Origin of the sequence: Streptomyces sp. NPDC088725, from assembly GCF_044751305.1 — a bacterium.
GTDB lineage: Bacteria > Actinomycetota > Actinomycetes > Streptomycetales > Streptomycetaceae > Streptomyces.
The window spans coordinates 297,893-316,119 of the sequence record NZ_JBIVLO010000008.1 but is presented as its reverse complement, the minus strand read 5'-3'; the positions used below and the strand labels follow the sequence as shown (position 1 = coordinate 316,119).

Annotated in this window: 15 protein-coding genes, 1 tRNA gene and 1 pseudogene; 9 read left to right on the top strand and 8 right to left on the bottom strand. The window is 67.9% G+C overall.

Going from position 1 to position 18,227, the window contains the following annotated elements:
- Positions 1-143 precede the first annotated feature (143 nt).
- The 4 genes from ACIP6N_RS22075 to ACIP6N_RS22060 all read right to left on the bottom strand — a co-directional run bounded on the left by ACIP6N_RS22075 (position 144) and on the right by ACIP6N_RS22060 (position 2,177).
- Positions 144-272: a hypothetical protein gene (locus tag ACIP6N_RS22075; protein ID WP_401817835.1), complete on the bottom strand. Its 129-nt coding sequence runs from the start codon at positions 270-272 to the stop codon at positions 144-146.
- Positions 273-582: 310 nt separating this feature from the next.
- Positions 583-933 carry a hypothetical protein gene (locus ACIP6N_RS22070; RefSeq protein ID WP_401817833.1) on the bottom strand — a complete coding sequence of 117 codons (351 nt, stop codon included), beginning with the start codon at positions 931-933 and terminating at the stop codon, positions 583-585.
- 109 nt (positions 934-1,042) lie between these two features.
- Complete coding sequence (locus tag ACIP6N_RS22065; protein ID WP_401817831.1) at positions 1,043-1,705, bottom strand: hypothetical protein; 663 nt, start codon at positions 1,703-1,705, stop codon at positions 1,043-1,045.
- A 398-nt stretch (positions 1,706-2,103) separates the two neighbouring features.
- Positions 2,104-2,177, bottom strand: a tRNA-Gly gene (locus ACIP6N_RS22060).
- A 484-nt stretch (positions 2,178-2,661) separates the two neighbouring features.
- Between ACIP6N_RS22060 and dcd the strand changes: the two genes are divergently transcribed.
- Both dcd and ACIP6N_RS22050 read left to right on the top strand, forming a co-directional pair.
- Positions 2,662-3,237: a dCTP deaminase gene (gene dcd, locus ACIP6N_RS22055; RefSeq protein ID WP_401817828.1), complete on the top strand. Its 576-nt coding sequence runs from the start codon at positions 2,662-2,664 to the stop codon at positions 3,235-3,237.
- A gap of 19 nt (positions 3,238-3,256) precedes the next feature.
- Positions 3,257-3,748 (top strand): annotated as a pseudogene (locus ACIP6N_RS22050) (phosphoribosyltransferase); the annotation flags it as partial.
- A 284-nt stretch (positions 3,749-4,032) separates the two neighbouring features.
- On the opposite strand, the gene ACIP6N_RS22045 reads toward ACIP6N_RS22050, so the two are convergent.
- The 3 genes from ACIP6N_RS22045 to ACIP6N_RS22035 all read right to left on the bottom strand — a co-directional run bounded on the left by ACIP6N_RS22045 (position 4,033) and on the right by ACIP6N_RS22035 (position 8,238).
- Complete coding sequence (locus ACIP6N_RS22045; RefSeq protein ID WP_401817826.1) at positions 4,033-4,989, bottom strand: Yip1 family protein; 957 nt, start codon at positions 4,987-4,989, stop codon at positions 4,033-4,035.
- Positions 4,990-5,316: 327 nt separating this feature from the next.
- A complete protein-coding gene (locus ACIP6N_RS22040) occupies positions 5,317-7,584 on the bottom strand; it encodes a (Fe-S)-binding protein (RefSeq protein ID WP_401817824.1) in 2,268 nt (755 codons plus the stop codon).
- A gap of 90 nt (positions 7,585-7,674) precedes the next feature.
- Positions 7,675-8,238: a sugar transferase gene (locus ACIP6N_RS22035; RefSeq protein ID WP_401817822.1), complete on the bottom strand. Its 564-nt coding sequence runs from the start codon at positions 8,236-8,238 to the stop codon at positions 7,675-7,677.
- 474 nt (positions 8,239-8,712) lie between these two features.
- Here ACIP6N_RS22035 and dnaK point away from each other — a divergent pair, with 474 nt between their 5' ends.
- From dnaK to ACIP6N_RS22015, 4 genes are read left to right on the top strand one after another with little or no spacing between them, the layout of a single operon-like run.
- Positions 8,713-10,566, top strand: a complete 1,854-nt coding sequence (gene dnaK / locus ACIP6N_RS22030) for a molecular chaperone DnaK (protein WP_401817819.1) — start codon at positions 8,713-8,715, stop codon at positions 10,564-10,566.
- A complete protein-coding gene (grpE, locus tag ACIP6N_RS22025) occupies positions 10,563-11,219 on the top strand; it encodes a nucleotide exchange factor GrpE (protein WP_401817816.1) in 657 nt (218 codons plus the stop codon). The genes dnaK and grpE overlap by 4 nt, the downstream gene beginning before the upstream one ends.
- A 55-nt stretch (positions 11,220-11,274) precedes the next feature.
- The gene (gene dnaJ / locus ACIP6N_RS22020; RefSeq protein ID WP_401817813.1) at positions 11,275-12,465 is read left to right on the top strand and encodes a molecular chaperone DnaJ; all 1,191 of its coding nucleotides are present in this window, start codon (positions 11,275-11,277) and stop codon (positions 12,463-12,465) included.
- A 5-nt stretch (positions 12,466-12,470) separates the two neighbouring features.
- Positions 12,471-12,971, top strand: a complete 501-nt coding sequence (locus ACIP6N_RS22015) for a heat shock protein transcriptional repressor HspR (protein WP_401817811.1) — start codon at positions 12,471-12,473, stop codon at positions 12,969-12,971.
- A 103-nt stretch (positions 12,972-13,074) separates the two neighbouring features.
- Here the strand turns inward: ACIP6N_RS22015 and ACIP6N_RS22010 are convergent, their stop codons facing one another.
- Complete coding sequence (locus tag ACIP6N_RS22010) at positions 13,075-14,082, bottom strand: helix-turn-helix transcriptional regulator (protein ID WP_401817808.1); 1,008 nt, start codon at positions 14,080-14,082, stop codon at positions 13,075-13,077.
- 129 nt (positions 14,083-14,211) lie between these two features.
- Between ACIP6N_RS22010 and ACIP6N_RS22005 the strand changes: the two genes are divergently transcribed.
- From ACIP6N_RS22005 to clpB, 3 genes are all read left to right on the top strand, one after another.
- Positions 14,212-14,544, top strand: coding sequence for a hypothetical protein (locus tag ACIP6N_RS22005; protein ID WP_401817805.1), 333 nt, complete (start codon positions 14,212-14,214; stop codon positions 14,542-14,544).
- On the top strand, positions 14,541-14,861 hold the full coding sequence (locus ACIP6N_RS22000) for a (2Fe-2S)-binding protein (protein ID WP_401817803.1): 321 nt from the start codon (positions 14,541-14,543) through the stop codon (positions 14,859-14,861). The genes ACIP6N_RS22005 and ACIP6N_RS22000 overlap by 4 nt, the downstream gene beginning before the upstream one ends.
- 530 nt (positions 14,862-15,391) lie before the next feature.
- Positions 15,392-18,016, top strand: a complete 2,625-nt coding sequence (gene clpB / locus ACIP6N_RS21995) for an ATP-dependent chaperone ClpB (RefSeq protein WP_401817801.1) — start codon at positions 15,392-15,394, stop codon at positions 18,014-18,016.
- Positions 18,017-18,227 lie beyond the last annotated feature (211 nt).

Sequence of the window (18,227 nt, the reverse complement as noted above, 5' to 3'; positions counted from 1 at the left end):
CCACCCGCTGCCACTCGGAATGGTCGCTAGGATCCGGCGCTGGCGTTAGCAAGTCAAGGAAGGAATCCTTGTCGTCGACGACCTAGCCCCCGCGCCGATCACGCAGGCGACGCTTCGGAGGCGCCAGATGTCCGGCCCGAGACTCACCGTGCGCGAATCAGTTCACGCATGATCCGTTCTGCGTCAGGTTTGGCGATCTCCCAGCTATCAAGATCTCCATGGACCTTGTAGAAGGGTTCAAGTGCCGCGAGCGCCACTTTGGCCTCAGACATGGCGTCGATGTATCGGTCAACGCTCCGTTCCCGAAGCCGCAAGCTGTAAGCCTCCGCCAGCGCGACATCACCCCCAGATAGGTGGCGTGCACGCCGGTTGGGAGGTGCCTGGCTACCTGAGCGACGCGAAGCGCGGAGATGGCTTGGTTGAACGCCTCCTTCCTCGTGCGTCTCCATGACAGGTGCGACGTCAGCCATGGGGACAGTGAAGCGCCGGTGAATGCACCTACCAGACCAGCAATCGGTGTCACCCAAGCGATAGCTCCGGCCATGATTTCCCCTGTTCGATACGGCCGTATGGCCACGGCCCTTACAGCCACAGGGAGAGGACACTTCCCGCAGCACTCAGCAGAACCCCCGCCACAGCCAGCAGCGCTGGCCATTTGAGCCCTTGGGCAACGAGCGTCAGAGCATTCAACTGGGCGTGCTCGTCGAGGTACTCCACCATCCCCCAGTTCCCATGCGGCGTTCGGATGGCATGTCGAAGAGCAGACTTCTGCTCATCTGGAATCGACTCGTCACGAGCGATGTCATCTAGACGCTGAAGGTCGGACTTGAGCGACCGATAGTTCCTCAGCGCCCCAGCCGCACCCCAGTAGACGCCGGCAACGGAGAGCACAGCGCCAACGCACACCACGACGACGGTGATCACAAACAGCACGTGAGGATGCTACGTGGCTCTGCGGAGAGAATCACTTGATCTGCACGTCCCAAGACCAAGGTGCTGGGCGCAGAGTGTTGCCCTCCAGACTGCTTCGCCTGAGCCCATCTCATGCTGTGTCGCCAGAGCTGGGTCGCCGCTGGTGTACGGGCGCAGCATGTGTCCTCGAAGGCGACGATCGGCGGTTGTTCGGAACTAGTGCGTGCACGGCTTTCTCGATCTTGCTCAGCTTGTCTTCCACACGCTTGGTGGGCCGCTCTTCGAGGAGGACCCACTTCAGAGCGTCGAGATCAACGGTGTACTGAGCCGTCTCTACCTCCCCTTCGGGTCCGTTAGCGTCCACCGTGAAGGTGTAGACGCGGGGCAGTTGAACGTTCTCGAACCGATCTTGGTTGTCCAAGAGGAAGGTCAGACGGCGGCGCGGCGGAAGGATGGGGATCGGCCGCGCCAAGATCTCTTGCATGACCTGAGTGAGATCCGGCTCTCCAGGTCGCGGCTCCCACCCGGACTCAAGCGGTGGGTCGCAGGAGATGCGAACGTCGCGGGCAACGGTCGGACCGGTGTTCTCGATGATCAGCAGAAGCGACCCGTGGTTGCCGTCGGGCTGAATGTCGACGATGACGTATGGCTCGTTCTGCTCCCGGTGAATACGTTCTGAGAGAACCAGTTGCTTGTTTGCGGCTACGCGTGCGATAGCGGCTTGCCAGGTGGCGATAAGGGCGGCGACGACGGCAACGATGACCGTCCACTGGTCGGTCGTAAGTTGATCCATGAGCTGACGTTACCGACAGGGGCCGACAAGGCAACGCTTTGCGATGAGAGCGAGACTGCCAATGCCGGGTGCTCGATCGTTGTGGCGAAGGGGCGCGTCCCTAGCTGGTAGTCGCTCGCGTCCACGACCCCCGCAACAAGTGAGCCTGGGGAGCGCGCTTCGCGCCCAGCGGCTTGTGCCGAGCCCGTAGCCGCTTGGGCGGCCCGCGGATGTGTCCCTCGGCCCGCGAAGCTCAGCCAGACCATCTCCGCCCAAGGCTCCCGCCTTCGGTGATGCCGGCCGGGTCGTCCTCTGCTTCGACATCCGTGAGGCCCCCTCTATGGCACGCGAATGGCACGCCGCCTCGGACAGGTCTAGACAACAACAAAGCCCCAGATCATTGACCTGGGGCTTTCTCATGGAGCGGGTGACGAGAATCGAACTCGCGCTCTGAGCTTGGGAAGCTCATGTTCTACCATTAAACTACACCCGCGTACCGAGCCGCTGACGGCTTCGTAGCGTTGCTCACTCTACCTCATGGCAGGCCCCGGTCGACGTAATGGCTCGGGGCCTGTGGTGTGTTCGGGGGTGGGTCCGGATGTGGGCGTGGGTGTGGACGTGCGTGTGGCGGGCGGGAGTTGGGCGTAGCGTGCGGGGCGGAGTGCCGGGTGGGGTGCGGGGTTGTTCATCCCCTAATGTGGGCGTTCGTCCGCGTTTGTTTGGGGAAGGGACCTGATGGACTTGATGGACCGCACCGTCGTCCGCTGTGCCGAAGGGCACGTGTTCAGTACGACGTCGTTCCCGATGCAGCAGCTTCATGCCGGCCGGATCGGGCCCGGACGGCTCATTCGGTGTCCGCGGTGTGCTCGGTTGCGGCATGCGGTGCCTGTGAAGGCCGAGCAGGGCTGATCCTGATCGCGGGGCGCGCGGGGATGCCCGGTTCGGGTGGGCTCGCGCGCTCTGCGTATCCTCGGGGCGTGCTTCTCTCTGACAACGACATCCGGGCCGAACTCGCTTCCGGACGCGTGCGCCTCGAACCGTACGACGAATCGATGGTGCAGCCCTCCAGCATCGACGTGCGGCTCGACCGGTTTTTTCGCGTGTTCGAGAACCACCTCTATCCCCACATCGATCCCGCCGTCGAGCAGGTCGACCTCACCCGGCAGGTCGAGCCGGTCGGGGACGAAGCGTTCATCCTGCACCCCGGCGAGTTCGTCCTCGCGTCGACGTACGAGGTCATCTCGCTGCCCGACGACATCGCGTCGCGGCTTGAGGGGAAGTCCAGCCTCGGCCGGCTCGGGCTGGTGACGCATTCGACCGCCGGCTTCATCGATCCCGGATTCTCCGGGCACGTCACGCTTGAGCTGTCGAACATGGCGACCCTGCCCATCAAGCTCTGGCCGGGGATGAAGATCGGGCAGCTGTGCCTGTTCCGGCTGAGTTCGCCCGCGGAGTTCCCGTACGGGTCCGAGCGGTACGGCTCGCGCTATCAGGGGCAGCGGGGGCCCACGGCCTCGCGGTCCTTCATGAACTTCCACCGCACCCAGGTGTGAGGCAGAGTGTGAGGACGATATGACAAGCGCCCGCGAGAACCTGTCCTACGAGCAGTTCGGCCGCGCCGTGCGCGAGCTGGCGCAGAGCGTCGCCGACGACGGGTTCGAGCCCGATCTCGTGCTGAGCATCGCGCGCGGCGGTGTCTTCGTCGCAGGGGGGCTCGCGTACGCCCTGGACTGCAAGAACATCCACCTCGTGAACGTCGAGTTCTATACGGGGGTGGGCACGACGCTGGAGATGCCGGTCATGCTGGCGCCCGTGCCCAACGCGATCGACTTCTCCGACAAGAAGGTTCTCATTGCGGACGACGTCGCGGACACCGGCCGGACGCTGAAGCTGGTGCATGACTTCTGCCGGGGGCATGTCGCCGAGGTGCGCAGCGCGGTCATATACGAGAAGCCGCAGTCGTCCGTGAAGTGCGAGTACGTCTGGAAGCGGACGGACGCCTGGATCAACTTCCCCTGGAGCGTCGAGCCCCCCGTCGTGCGGCGCACCGGGCGGCTCGCGGAGGGTCCTGCGCGGGGGCTCGGGCAGGGGCTCGCGGGGGGAGAAGGCGGGGCGTCCCCTTCCCCCTCCCACTCCTAGGGTCTTTCGTTCGGATCAGGCTGGATGGGGAGCGTGGTCTGGTGCCGTGCATCGCAAGGCGGAGAAGGCAGGCGACGCGGAGCGTCGCCGACCGGCGACAACGCCGCGAGGTGCTGCGGCAGGGCACGCGAGCCCAGCATGATCCAAATGAAAGACCCCAGGTCCTGTCCGGCCGGACAGGACCTGGCTCGCCGGTGCCATGAAGGGCACTAAATGGTGCCCAGCTTGATCAGCGACAGGATCGCGACCAGCTGAATCGCCGACGCGCCCAGCGCCTTCGGCCACGGCAGGTCGTGCGACTTGCTCACCATGACGGTGAACAGCGCGCCCGCCGCCAGCCACGTCGCCCAACCCAGCACCTGCACCAGCGAGTTGTCGCCGCTCAGGAAGAGGGCGAAGATCAGGCGCGGGGCGTCCGTGATCGCCATGATCAGCATGGCCAGGCCGACGGTCGGCTGCCAGGCGCCGTCGCCGCCCAGCTGGCGGGCGAGCGTGTGCGTCACCACGCCCAGGATCAGGCTGCCGATGACGAAGGCGACGGCCGTCGTCAGGACGTACGGGACGGCCGTGGAGAGCGTCGCGTTGATCGCGTCGTCGCGCGCCGTGTCGAAGCCGAAGAGCGCGAGCAGGCCGTAGATGAACGTCACGGTCAGCGCCGTGCCCCAGACCGGGTAGTCCCGCATCTGGAGGAAGGTCGCGCCGGGGCGCAGCACCGTGCCGCTCAGCAGGGCCTTCCAGCCCAGGCGCGGACCGGCGGGCGGCGCGGGCGGGCCCGCGTGGTACGTGGCGCCCTCGCCGTACGCGTCCTCGTCGATGCTGAACGCCTGTGTGTGGCCCGGGTTGTTGGCGAACGGGTCACCGTGCGGACCACTCTGCGGAGCGCCCTGGTGGCCGCCCAGCGGAGCGCCCTGCGGGTGCTGGGGATACTGCTGTGAGTGCTGTTGCGGGTGTTGTTGGGGTTGCTGGAATTCGTCGCCGAAGTACTCCGGCTCTCCGTGCCCGCCACCTCCCTGTCCGCCGCCCGTGGGAGGCCACTGCTGCTGGCCGCCCCCGTACGCCGGGGGCGGCGCCTGCCGTCCGTACGGCTGCTGTTGCGTCTGCTGCCGCTGCGGTTGTTGTTGCGGGTCGCGGTTGTCCCGGCCGCGTCCGTTCCTGAATCCAGCCACGTCATCGAACGTACCCGCTCCTGACGGGCCGTAGCGCTGCGGTACGGGAACGCGTGTACCTTTGCGGCCGAGCTGTGACATCCCCTAGGGGTACGGCCGGACCCGCTGAGACCTGCGGGGGACGTGCGCGACCTACCGGGTGCGACCTGGGAACGGTGGCCTGCGAAGGGTGGCCCGGGAACGGTCATCTGCGAACGGTGACCTGCGAACCGTGATCTCGCTGCCCGTGACCGGTTACCCGCAACCGGTCGCCCGCGAACGGCGAACGGCCGGCCCCGCCTCCTCGGCAGGTCCGGCCGTTTACTCACGCACGCTTACAGAAGGCGGCTACTTCACCGGTTCGGGCTCCGGCTGCGCCTCGGTCTCCGCAGCACCAGCCGGGTCCGCCGGCGTGCGTACGGAGTCCAGCAGCAGCTGCGCCACGTCGACCACCTGGATCGACTCCTTCGCCTGGCCGTCGTTCTTCTTGCCGTTGACGGAGTCCGTCAGCATCACCAGGCAGAACGGGCAGGCCGTCGACACGATGTCCGGGTTCAGCGAAAGCGCCTCGTCCACCCGCTCGTTGTTGACGCGCTTGCCGATCCGCTCCTCCATCCACATCCGCGCGCCGCCCGCGCCGCAGCAGAAGCCCCGTTCCTTGTGGCGGTGCATCTCCTCGCTGCGCAGGCCGGGCACGCTCGCGATGATGTCGCGCGGCGGTGTGTAGACCTTGTTGTGACGGCCCAGGTAGCAGGGGTCGTGGTACGTGATCAGGCCCTCGACCGGGGTCACGGGCACGAGCTTGCCCTCGTCCACGAGGTGCTGGAGCAGCTGCGTGTGGTGGATGACCTCGTACTCGCCGCCCAGCTGCGGGTACTCGTTCGCGATCGTGTTGAAGCAGTGCGGGCAGGTGGCGACGATCTTCTTCGACGCCTTGGGCTTCTTCGTCGAGGCGTCCTCGTCGTCCTCCCCGTACGCCATGTTCAGCATCGCGACGTTCTCCTGGCCGAGCTGCTGGAACAGCGGCTCGTTACCGAGGCGCCTGGCGGAGTCGCCCGTGCACTTCTCGTCGCCGCCCATGATCGCGAACTTCACGCCGGCCATGTGCAGCAGTTCCGCGAACGCCTTCGTCGTCTTCTTCGCCCGGTCCTCCAGAGCGCCCGCGCAGCCGACCCAGTACAGGTAGTCGACCTCCGTGAGGTCCTCGACGTCCTGGCCGACGACCGGTACCTCGAAGTCGACTTCCTTCGTCCACTCCAGACGCTGCTTCTTCTGCAGCCCCCAGGGGTTGCCCTTCTTCTCCAGGTTCTTGAGCATCGTCCCGGCCTCGCTCGGGAAGGAACTCTCGATCATCACCTGGTAACGGCGCATGTCGACGATGTGGTCGATGTGCTCGATGTCGACCGGGCACTGCTCCACACACGCGCCGCAGGTCGTGCAGGACCACAGCACGTCCGGGTCGATGACGCCGTTCTCCTCCAGCGTCCCGATCAGTGGGCGCTCGGCCTCGGCGAGCGCCGCGGCGGGAACGCCGGCCAGCTGCTCCGGCGTGGCCTTCTCCTCGCCCTCCATCGTCTTGCCGCCGCCGGCCAGCAGATACGGCGCCTTCGCGTGCGCGTGGTCGCGCAGGGACATGATCAGCAGCTTCGGGGAGAGCGGCTTGCCCGTGTTCCAGGCCGGGCACTGCGACTGGCAGCGGCCGCACTCCGTGCAGGTGGAGAAGTCGAGGAGGCCCTTCCAGGAGAAGTGCTCGATCTGCGAGACACCGAAGGTGTCGTCCTCGCCCGGGTCTTCGAAATCGATCGCCTTGCCGTCGCTCGTCATCGGCGGCAGCGCCCCGAGGGCCGTCCCGCCGGCAGCGTCCCGCTTGAACCAGATGTTCGGGAAGGCGAGGAAGCGGTGCCAGGCGACGCCCATGTCGGTCTTGAGCGCGACCGTGATCATCCAGACGAAGGACGTCCCGATCTTGATCATCGCGATCAGGTAGACGAGGTTCTGGAGCGTCCCGAGGCTCAGTCCACGGAAGGCGGCGACCAGCGGGTACGAGATCAGGTACGCGGCGCCGTACGTGTCCGTGTGGTGCAGCGCGCCCTCAAGGCCGCGCAGCAGCAGGATGCAGACGCCGATGACGAGGATGACGGCTTCTACGAAGTAGGCCTGTCCGAAGTTCGAGCCGGCGAAGCGGGACTTGCGGCCCGCGCGGGTCGGCAGGGACAGCTGGCGGATGACGATGAGCGTCAGGATGCCGAGCGTCGTCAGGGCGCCGATGAGTTCGACGAAGACTTCGTACGGCGTCCAGCCGCCGATGACCGGCAGGAGCCAGTCGGCCCGGAAGAGCTGGCCGAAGGCGTTGACCAGGGTCAGCACGAGCGTGAAGAAGCCGACCGCCACGAACCAGTGCGCGACGCCGACGACGCCCCAGCGGTTCATCCGGGTGTGGCCCAGGAACTCCTTGGCCACGGTCAGGGTGCGCTGTGCGGGTTCGTCGGTCCGCGTGCCCGCGGGGACGTCCTGGCCGAGCCGCACGAAGCGGTAGATCTGCGCGATGGCTCGGGCGAACAGCGCCACACCGACGACGCCGAGCACCAGCGACACGATGATCGCGGCGAGTTGCATGGGGTGGCTCCTCGGGCCTGCGTACTAGCTGTGTGCTGAATAGCTGCGTACTAAGCGGTAACTTAATTGGAATGGGGTGAGCGTACCCACTTATCGCAGAGCAATGTAGCGGCGAAGCCGGTGATCTGTATCGCTCAGGGTTGCCTCAGGTGCCGGTCTCCTGCGGGGCGGCGTGCGGGGCCGTCGGCCCAGGGGGTCGCGGAGCCTGGCCCGGGTGTGCAGCACGCGCGGGCGCAGGTGTGCCAGGTGCAGGGCGGGGAGTGTGCGGAAGAGGATCGCCAGGTCCAGGCCGATCCAGTGGTGTTCGACGTAGTGCTGGTCGAGCAGTTCCGGCTCGTCCCACGGCAGCCGTGAGTGGCGCTTCACCTGTGCGAGGCCGGTCAGTCCCGGGCGTACGGCCTGGCGCCAGGGGGCGGCCGCCCGTGCGGTACCGAGGGGCAGTGGTGCGGGGCCGACCAGTGAGAGGTCGCCGCGTACGACGTGCGGGAGCCGGGAGAGCAGGTCGAGGCGGAGCAGCCGGGTGCGCAGGGAGCGCAGAACGAAGGGGCGGCCGTACTGGCCGGTCCGGTATTCGCGTACGAGGACGCCGCCGGCCGGCCGGGAGACCGCGAGCGCGAGCGCGGCGGCCGCGAGCAGCGGCGCGGCAGGAACCATCAGGGCGGCGCCGAGCGTTACATCGACGAGGCGCTTGGGGCCGGGGCGCCGGGTGAGCCTGAGCGGCGGCCCGAGGCCGGGGTGCCGGGCAGGCCCGAGGCGCCGCGGGCCGTGAGTGGCCCGGCCTTGAGCCGCCCGCCACTCCCGTGCTTCTCGCCGTTCCCGCCGCCGTTCCTGTCGCGGCGTTGCTGGTTGTTCTCGCCGTACCGAGCGTCCGAGCCGTCCGTCCATGTGTCGCCCCTGACCGTAATGAGCCTTTCGCGAAAGTTGTGAAAGAACGATCGCATGACCGGGAGAGAGGGGCGGGCAACCGCTCTCACCAGGCGCGTTCTGGCGAGTTGATGCCAAACGGGAGACCTCGGCCGGAGAGTGTCCGCATAATTGTTGAGTCTCATCGGCTCATGCTCTTTGACGTGTCGAGATCTGTGATGCATCCTTGAGCCTGTTCCACTCAAGTCAGCTGGAGGAATCGAAATGGCACGTGCGGTCGGCATCGACCTGGGCACGACTAACTCCGTCGTCAGCGTTCTCGAAGGCGGCGAGCCCACCGTCATCACCAACGCCGAGGGTGCCAGGACCACGCCGTCCGTCGTCGCCTTCGCCAAGAACGGCGAGGTGCTCGTCGGAGAGGTCGCGAAGCGCCAGGCGGTCACGAACGTCGACAGGACCATCCGGTCGGTCAAGCGCCACATGGGCACTGACTGGAAGATGAACCTGGACGGCAAGGACTTCAACCCGCAGCAGATCTCGGCCTTCGTGCTGCAGAAGCTGAAGCGGGACGCGGAGTCGTACCTCGGCGAGAAGATCACTGACGCGGTGATCACGGTCCCGGCGTACTTCAACGACTCCGAGCGCCAGGCGACCAAGGAGGCCGGCGAGATCGCCGGTCTGAACGTCCTGCGTATCGTCAACGAGCCGACGGCGGCCGCCCTGGCCTACGGGCTCGACAAGGACGACCAGACCATCCTGGTCTTCGACCTCGGTGGCGGTACCTTCGACGTCTCGCTGCTGGAGATCGGCGACGGCGTCGTCGAGGTGAAGGCCACCAACGGTGACAACCAGCTCGGTGGTGACGACTGGGACCAGCGGGTCGTCGACTTCCTGGTGAAGCAGTTCGCCAACGGACACGGCGTGGACCTGTCCAAGGACAAGATGGCTCTCCAGCGTCTCCGCGAGGCCGCGGAGAAGGCGAAGATCGAGCTGTCGTCCTCCACGGAGACCACGATCAACCTGCCGTACATCACGGCGTCCGCCGAGGGCCCGCTGCACCTGGACGAGAAGGTCACCCGTTCTCAGTTCCAGCAGCTCACCTCGGACCTGCTGGACCGCTGCAAGGGCCCGTTCCACAACGTCATCAAGGACGCCGGCATCCAGCTGTCCGAGATCGACCACGTGGTCCTGGTCGGCGGTTCGACGCGTATGCCCGCCGTCGCCGAGCTGGTCAAGGAACTGACCGGCGGCCGTGACGCCAACAAGGGCGTCAACCCGGACGAGGTCGTGGCCATCGGTGCCGCGCTCCAGGCCGGTGTGCTGAAGGGCGAGGTCAAGGACGTCCTGCTCCTCGACGTGACCCCGCTGTCCCTGGGTATTGAGACCAAGGGCGGCATCATGACCAAGCTCATCGAGCGGAACACCACGATTCCGACGAAGCGCTCCGAGATCTTCACGACGGCCGAGGACAACCAGCCGTCCGTGCAGATCCAGGTCTACCAGGGCGAGCGCGAGATCGCGGCGTACAACAAGAAGCTCGGCATGTTCGAGCTGACCGGTCTGCCGCCCGCCCCGCGCGGTGTGCCGCAGATCGAGGTCGCCTTCGACATCGACGCCAACGGCATCATGCACGTGGCCGCGAAGGACCTCGGCACCGGCAAGGAGCAGAAGATGACCGTCACCGGTGGCTCCTCGCTGCCGAAGGACGAGGTCAACCGGATGCGCGAAGAGGCCGAGCAGTACGCGGACGAGGACCACAAGCGCCGCGAGGCCGCCGAGACGCGCAACCAGGCGGAGCAGCTCGTCTACCAGACGGAGAAGTTCCTCAAGGACAACGAGGACAAGGTTCCCGGCGACGTCAAGACCGAGGTCGAGGAGTCCCTCACCGAGCTGAAGGAAAAGCTCAAGGGCGAGGACACCGCCGAGATCCGTACGTCGACCGAGAAGGTCGCCGCCGTCTCGCAGAAGCTGGGCCAGGCGATGTACGCCAACACGCCCGACGGTGCCGCCCCCGGGGCCGACGCGCCCGGTGCGGAGCAGCAGGGCAAGGGCGATGACGACGTCGTAGACGCCGAGATCGTGGACGACGAGCGTGACCCGAAGGGCGGTGCGGCGTGACCGAGGAGACTCCGGGCTTCGAGGAGGAGCCCGACGTCCCCTCCGGCGCCACCCCCGAAGACGCCACGCCGAAGGCCGCCGAGTCCGACTCCGCCAAGGAGTCGGCCCCGGCGGCCCCGGCCGGGGACGTATCCCAGGACGTAGCCCTGACAGCGCAGCTGGACCAGGTGCGTACGGCGCTCGGTGAGCGCACGGCGGACCTCCAGCGGCTTCAGGCCGAATACCAGAACTACCGCCGTCGGGTGGAGCGGGACAGGGTCACGGTCAAGGAGCTGGCTGTCGCCAAGCTGCTGACCGAGCTGCTGCCCGTGCTCGACGACATCGGCCGCGCACGCGAGCACGACGAACTGGTCGGCGGATTCAAGTCCGTGGGCGAGTCGTTGGAGACGATCGTGGCGAAGATGGGCCTCCAGCAGTTCGGCAAGGAGGGCGAGCCCTTCGACCCGACGATCCACGAGGCCCTGATGCACTCGTATGCGCCCGATGTCACCGAAGACACGTGCGTCGCGATCCTGCAGCCTGGGTACCGGTTCGGCGAGCGGACCATCAGGCCCGCTCGCGTCGCGGTGGCCGAGCCCCAGCCCGGGGCCCAGCCCAAGGCGGCGGACGAGCAGGCCAAGGAAGAGGAGAGCGGTGGCCCGGACGAGGGCTGACGCGGTGGCATGACAGGTAGAAAGCAGTGACAGGCGGAGAGGAGGGACGTCGGGAATGAGCACCAAGGACTTCGTCGAGAAGGACTACTACAAGGTTCTCGGCGTCCCCAAGGACGCCACAGACGCCGAGATCAAGAAGGCGTACCGGAAGCTCGCCCGCGAGTTCCACCCGGACGCCAACAAGAGCGACGCCAAGGCCGAGGAGCGCTTCAAGGAGATCTCCGAGGCGAACGACGTCCTCGGTGACACCAAGCGGCGCAAGGAGTACGACGAGGCGCGCGCCCTCTTCGGCAACGGCGGCTTCAGGCCGGGACCCGGTGCCGGAGGCGGCGGCTCCTTCAACTTCGACCTGGGCGACATCTTCGGTGGAGCGCAGGGAGGTGGTGCGCAGCAGCCGGGCGCGGGCGGCTTCGGCGGCGGACTGGGTGATGTGTTCGGCGGCCTCTTCAACAGGGGCGGCGCGGGCACCACCCGTACGCAGCCGCGCCGCGGCCAGGACATCGAGTCCGAGGTGACGCTCAGCTTCACCGAGGCGGTCGACGGGGCCACGGTCCCGCTGCGGATGTCCAGCCAGGCGCCCTGCAAGGCGTGTTCGGGCACCGGCGACAAGAACGGCACCCCGAGGGTCTGCCCGACCTGTGTCGGAACGGGACAGGTCTCGCGCGGTACCGGCGGCGGGTTCTCGCTCACCGACCCGTGTGTGGACTGCAAGGGCCGCGGGCTCATCGCGGAGAACCCCTGCGACGTCTGCAAGGGCAGCGGCCGCGCCAAGTCGTCGCGCACGATGCAGGTCCGCATCCCGGCGGGTGTCAGTGACAACCAGCGGATCCGGCTGCGCGGCAAGGGCACGCCCGGCGAGCGCGGCGGCCCGGCCGGCGACCTGTACGTCGTCGTCCATGTCGACGCCCACCCGGTCTTCGGCCGCAGGGGCGACAATCTGACCGTCACCGTGCCCGTCACCTTCGTGGAGGCGGCGCTCGGCGGCGAGGTGAAGGTCCCCACCCTGGGGGGCCCGCCGGTCACGCTGAAGCTCCCGGCCGGAACACCCAACGGCCGTACGATGCGCGCCCGCGGCAAGGGCGCCGTACGTAAGGACGGCACGCGCGGCGACCTCCTGGTCACCGTGGACGTGGTCGTTCCCAAGGACCTCGAGGCGTCCGCTCGTGACGCGCTGGAGGCCTACCGGAAGGCGACAGCTGACGAGGACCCGCGGGCGGAGTTGTTCCAGGCCGCGAAGGGAGCATGAATCCCGTGGACAGGTCTGACCGGTCGGACAGGCCGGACAGGGACGGGCGGCGCAGACAGCCCTCGTCGTCGTTCAACAGGGCGTACGAACTGACCGAGGAGACGCCGGTCTACGTCATCTCGGTGGCGGCCCAGCTCTCCGGGCTGCATCCGCAGACCCTCAGGCAGTACGACCGCCTCGGCCTGGTGTGCCCCGACCGTACGCCGGGCCGGGGGCGGCGCTATTCGGCCCGCGACATCGAACTGCTCCGTACCGTGCAGGCGTTGTCGCAGGACGAGGGCATCAACCTCGCGGGTATCAAGCGGATCATCGAGCTGGAGGACCAGGTCGCGGCGCTCCAGGCGCGGGTCGCCGAGCTGTCGACGGCGGTCGACGGCGCGGCGGTGGCGATGCGGCAGCGGGAGGCGCAGGTGCATGCCTCGTACCGCCGGGATCTGGTGCCCTATCAGGACATGCGGCAGACGAGCGCGCTGGTGGTGTGGCGGCCCAAGCGCCCGGCGGACTGAGGCGGGTTCGAGGGGCTCGGCGGGACGCGCCGGCTGAGGCAGCCGGGCAGAGAAGCAGACGGCTGTGGGGCCCCGGGGCCGGGCGAGGCCCGGCGCCGGGCGCCTAAAGGCCGTCCGAGAGCCCGTCCGAGGCCGCCTGTTCGAGAATGCCCGACTGCGCGATGAGATACCCGAGCTGGGCGCGGCTGCCGCTGCCCAGCGCCGTCGCGAGCTTGGCGATGTGCGCGCGGCAGGTGCGTACGTTCATTCCGAGGCGCCGGGCGATGGCCTCGTCCACGATGCCTTCGATGAGCAGCTTGGCGATGGAGCGCTGGACGCTGGTGATGCCGTCCAGTTCCGGCGCGTAGGACAGCTGGTGGTCCCACGGGACGCCGTGCAGCCAGAACTGCTCGAAGACCCCGACCAGATAGCTGACCAGCCCTTCGTGGCGCAGCTCAAGAGCGACCTGGCGGTCGTCGCGCGCGGGGACGAACGCCACCTTGCGGTCCACGATGATCAGCCGCTCGATGATCTCTTCGAGCGTGCGCACCTCCACGCCGTACGGCGAGACGCGCTCCACATAGGCCAGCGTCGACGGATGGTGCCTCGCGGTGTGCTGGTACAGCGTGCGCATCTTCACCCCCCGGTCGAGCAGCGGGTCCACCCTGCGCAGTGCGCCCTCCAGCGTGTCCGGCCGGCGCCCGCTCCCCGGCTGGACGGTCAGCAGCTCCTCGGTGCACTCCGCGGTGGCCTGGTCGAGCGTGGAGTTGATCAGGCTCAGCCCCTCCAGCACGTTGATCGCGTTCGTCGTCGACGGATCGTGGGCCGTGAGCGTCATGAATGGCTCGAACGCGTCGGTGATCGAGAGCGCGAGCTGTCTACGCTCCTGTATCTCACGCTCGATCGGGTGGATGAGCTGGTTGAGCGCAAGGGACGGGGGAATGGGGAGCAGCCACTGGGCGTCGTCCGGGTCGGGGCGCAGGAGGGCGAGATCGATCAGACACGGCGCCTCCGCTATGTCCGACCGCGATATCCGGCCTGTCCGCAGAGCGGCCGCGTAGAGCTTGTTGCCCGATTCACACAGCTTGTCGCGACTGTGTGTATGCCCCACATCGCCCCTTTTGATCTGCATTTGCGCCCCCCTCAGGGTCCTGCATTACAGGAACATGATGCCTGTACTCGCTGGTGGAAGGGTGGGGAGTGGGCCATGGTCTTCTTGCGGGGGGAGGAGGAACTGATCAGAATGGGGTGGAGACCGGTCATGAGCAGGATAGTCCGTAAAGTCTGCGTACTCGCTGTCGCTGCGGCTGCTTTCGGTGTGGTCGGCGCGAGCGGCGAACCCTCATGGGAGACCCAGCCGTCGGGCTCGGTGAACGCGGCCCCCGGTGAACCCTCTTGGGAGACCCAGCCGGCCTTTGCGGTGCTCGCGGCAGCCCCCGGTGAGCCTTCCTGGGAGTTCCAGCCTGCCGATGAACCCTCGTGGGAGTTCCAGCCCACTGACGAACCTTCGTGGGAGTTCCAGCCGGCCTCCGCGGCCGACTCTGTCATCGGTGAGCCCTCCTGGGAGAGCGCGCCGGTGGATATCGACGCATGACCGTCCCACCGGACGACCGGGTCTTCCGGCGCGAGATGGCGATGGCCTACCGATCGGGATGGCACTTCATCGACCTCGTCACAGCGATACCGCACCGTGGCGATTCCTTGATGGTGACCCTGTTCGGCGAGCCGATCGTCGTCGTACGCGAGGAGGACGAGGACGTCCGTGCCTACCGGTGCCTACGGAGGCCGCGGGGGGCTCCGCAGCCGGTCCGGTGCGCCGTCAGATACGACATGATCTTTGTGAATCTCGACAAGCGTGACCACCGGCTCGTCGAACCGCAGACCATCACCGCCACCCCCCGCAGTGCCTGAGCGATTCCCCCGTCGTTATTGATCGCTCGGGCACTTCCCCCACACAGCGGCGCCATCGTGGACCTGAAACACGATGGCGCCGCTGTGCTTTTCCTGTAACCGGCCGTTTCCGGCCACTCGCGGGCCACTGGCCATTCGCGGCCTCACGTCGCCCGCCGTGCGCCGCCGTCCGCCGGGCGTACCCCGCCGTGCGCCGCCGTCCGTCGCCCGGCGTACGTACCGCCGCCCGCAGCCCGCCGGCGTACGTACCGCCGTCCGCCGTGCGAGCCCCGGCGTGCGCCCCTCCAGTGCGACCCGATGCCGCTCCTGGCGCCGCTCTCGCACTCATCCGGACGTACGCGCGTACCGCGACCCGTGTTCCGTCCGGGCCCGCCACCTGCGGTCCCAGTCGCTCCGGGATGTCGGTGGCCTCCTGCTGCCCTTTCCCCCGGAGCGCCCGCGGGTGACTGCTCGTTTCAGGCTTGAGTGGAATAGACTCAACTTTGCACACGTTGCACGAGTCAGACCGCGCAAGAATGGAGAGAGCGCACGTGGACGCCGAGCTGACCAACAAGAGCCGGGACGCGATCAACGCGGCGAGCGGCCGCGCCGTGGAGGCGGGACATCCCGATCTGACCCCCGCGCACCTGCTGCTCGCGCTGCTCGACGGCCAGGAGAACGAGAACATCCTCGATCTGCTGGCCGCGGTGGACGCGGACGGGTCCGCGGTACGGTCCGGGGCCGAGCGGCTGCTGACCGCGCTGCCCAGCGTGACAGGCTCCACGGTCGCACCCCCGCAGCCCAACCGCGACCTGCTGGCCGTCATCGCCGACGCCGACCGGCGGGCCAAGGAGCTGGGGGACGACTACCTCTCCACCGAGCATCTGCTCATCGGTATCGCCGCCAAGGGCGGCCAGGCCGGCGACCTGCTGGACAAGCAGGGGGCCGGCGCGAAGCAACTGCTGGAAGCGTTCGAGACATCAAGGGGAGGGCGCCGGGTGACCACACCCGACCCGGAGGGCCAGTACAAGGCCCTGGAGAAGTTCGGCACCGATTTCACCGCCGCGGCCCGCGAGGGCAAGCTCGATCCGGTCATCGGCAGGGACCAGGAGATCCGGCGCGTGGTGCAGGTCCTGTCGCGCCGTACGAAGAACAACCCGGTCCTGATCGGCGAGCCCGGCGTCGGCAAGACCGCCGTCGTGGAAGGCCTCGCGCAGCGCATCGTCAAGGGAGACGTACCGGAGTCGCTGAAGAACAAGCGGCTGGTGTCGCTGGATCTCGGCGCGATGGTGGCGGGCGCGAAGTACCGCGGCGAGTTCGAGGAGCGGCTGAAGACCGTCCTCTCCGAGATCAAGGAGAGCGGCGGGCAGATCATCACGTTCATCGATGAGCTGCACACGGTCGTGGGCGCGGGCGCCGGCGGCGACTCCGCCATGGACGCGGGCAACATGCTCAAGCCGATGCTGGCGCGCGGTGAGCTGCGTATGGTCGGCGCGACGACGCTGGACGAGTACCGCGAGCGGATCGAGAAGGACGCCGCGCTGGAACGGCGTTTCCAGCAGGTGCTGGTCGCCGAGCCCTCGGTGGAGGACACGATCGCGATCCTGCGCGGGCTCAAGGGCCGCTACGAGGCACACCACAAGGTGCAGATCGCGGACGCGGCCCTCGTCGCCGCGGCCGGACTCTCCGACCGCTACATCACCTCGCGTTTCCTGCCGGACAAGGCCATCGACCTCGTGGACGAGGCGGCCTCCCGCCTCCGTATGGAGATCGACTCCTCGCCGGTCGAGATCGACGAGCTGCAGCGGTCCGTCGACCGCCTCCGTATGGAGGAGCTGGCGCTGAAGAACGAGTCGGACCCCGCCTCCAAACAGCGGCTCGAAAAGCTGCGCCGCGACCTCGCCGACCGCGAAGAGGAACTGCGCGGCCTCAATGCCCGCTGGGAGAAGGAGAAGGAAGGCCTCAACCGCGTCGGTGAGCTGAAGGAACAACTCGACGACCTGCGGGGACAGGCCGAGCGTGCCCAGCGTGACGGGGACTTCGACACCGCCTCCAAGGTGCTGTACGGGGAGATCCCGAACCTGGAACGCGAGCTGGAGGTGGCCGCGGAGGCCGAGCAGGAGGCCGCCAAGGACACGATGGTCAAGGAAGAGGTCGGCCCGGACGACATCGCCGACGTCGTCGGTTCCTGGACCGGCATCCCGGCGGGCCGGCTGCTGGAGGGCGAGACCCAGAAGCTGCTCCGTATGGAACAGGAGCTGGGCCGGCGGCTCATCGGCCAGAGCGAGGCCGTCCAGGCGGTCTCCGACGCCGTACGCCGTACCCGCGCGGGCATCGCGGATCCGGACCGTCCCACCGGCTCGTTCCTCTTCCTCGGCCCGACCGGCGTCGGCAAGACGGAACTGGCCAAGGCGCTCGCGGATTTCCTCTTCGACGACGAGCGGGCCATGGTCCGCATCGACATGAGCGAGTACGGCGAGAAGCACTCGGTGGCCCGTCTGGTCGGCGCTCCGCCCGGCTACGTCGGCTACGAGGAGGGCGGACAGCTCACGGAGGCGGTACGGCGCCGCCCGTACAGCGTCGTGCTCCTGGACGAGGTGGAGAAGGCCCACCCGGAGGTCTTCGACATCCTGCTCCAGGTCCTGGACGACGGCCGCCTCACGGACGGCCAGGGGCGGACGGTGGACTTCCGCAACACCATCCTGGTCCTGACGTCGAACCTCGGCAGTCAGTACCTGGTGGACCCGCTCACCTCGGAGGAGACGAAGAAGCAGCAGGTCCTGGAGACGGTACGGACGTCATTCAAGCCGGAGTTCCTGAACCGGCTGGACGACCTCGTGGTCTTCTCGACGCTGTCGAAGACCGAACTGGCCCGCATCGCCAAGCTCCAGATCGACCGCCTGGCCAAGCGCCTCGCGGAGCGGCAGCTCACGCTCGACGTCACCCCTTCGGCCCTGGAGTGGCTGGCGGAGGAGGGCAACGACCCGGCCTACGGGGCGCGGCCGCTGCGCCGCCTGGTCCAGACGTCGATCGGTGACCGGCTCGCGAAGGAAATCCTCGCGGGCGAGATCACGGACGGCGACACGGTCAGGGTGGACCGCTTCGAGAACGGTCTGATCGTCGGCCCGGCGGCGGGTGAGGCGGCGGAGCCGGTGGGTCTGGAGAAGAGGCCGTAACGGGCGCGGACGGGCCGGCGGGGTGCGGGCGCTCGCCGTTACGGCGGGTTCACGGCGGGGCTCCGGCAGGTTTGCCGGCGGGGGTGCGGGCGGATGGTTGCTCACACCCCCGCCCGCACCTTCGCGGGACCCGCGCCGGAGCCCCGAGGAGTAGATTCGGCTGTCAGGGCCGTCCCGCTGTTTCGGCCCGGGCCGCAGGGTTTCCGGTGCA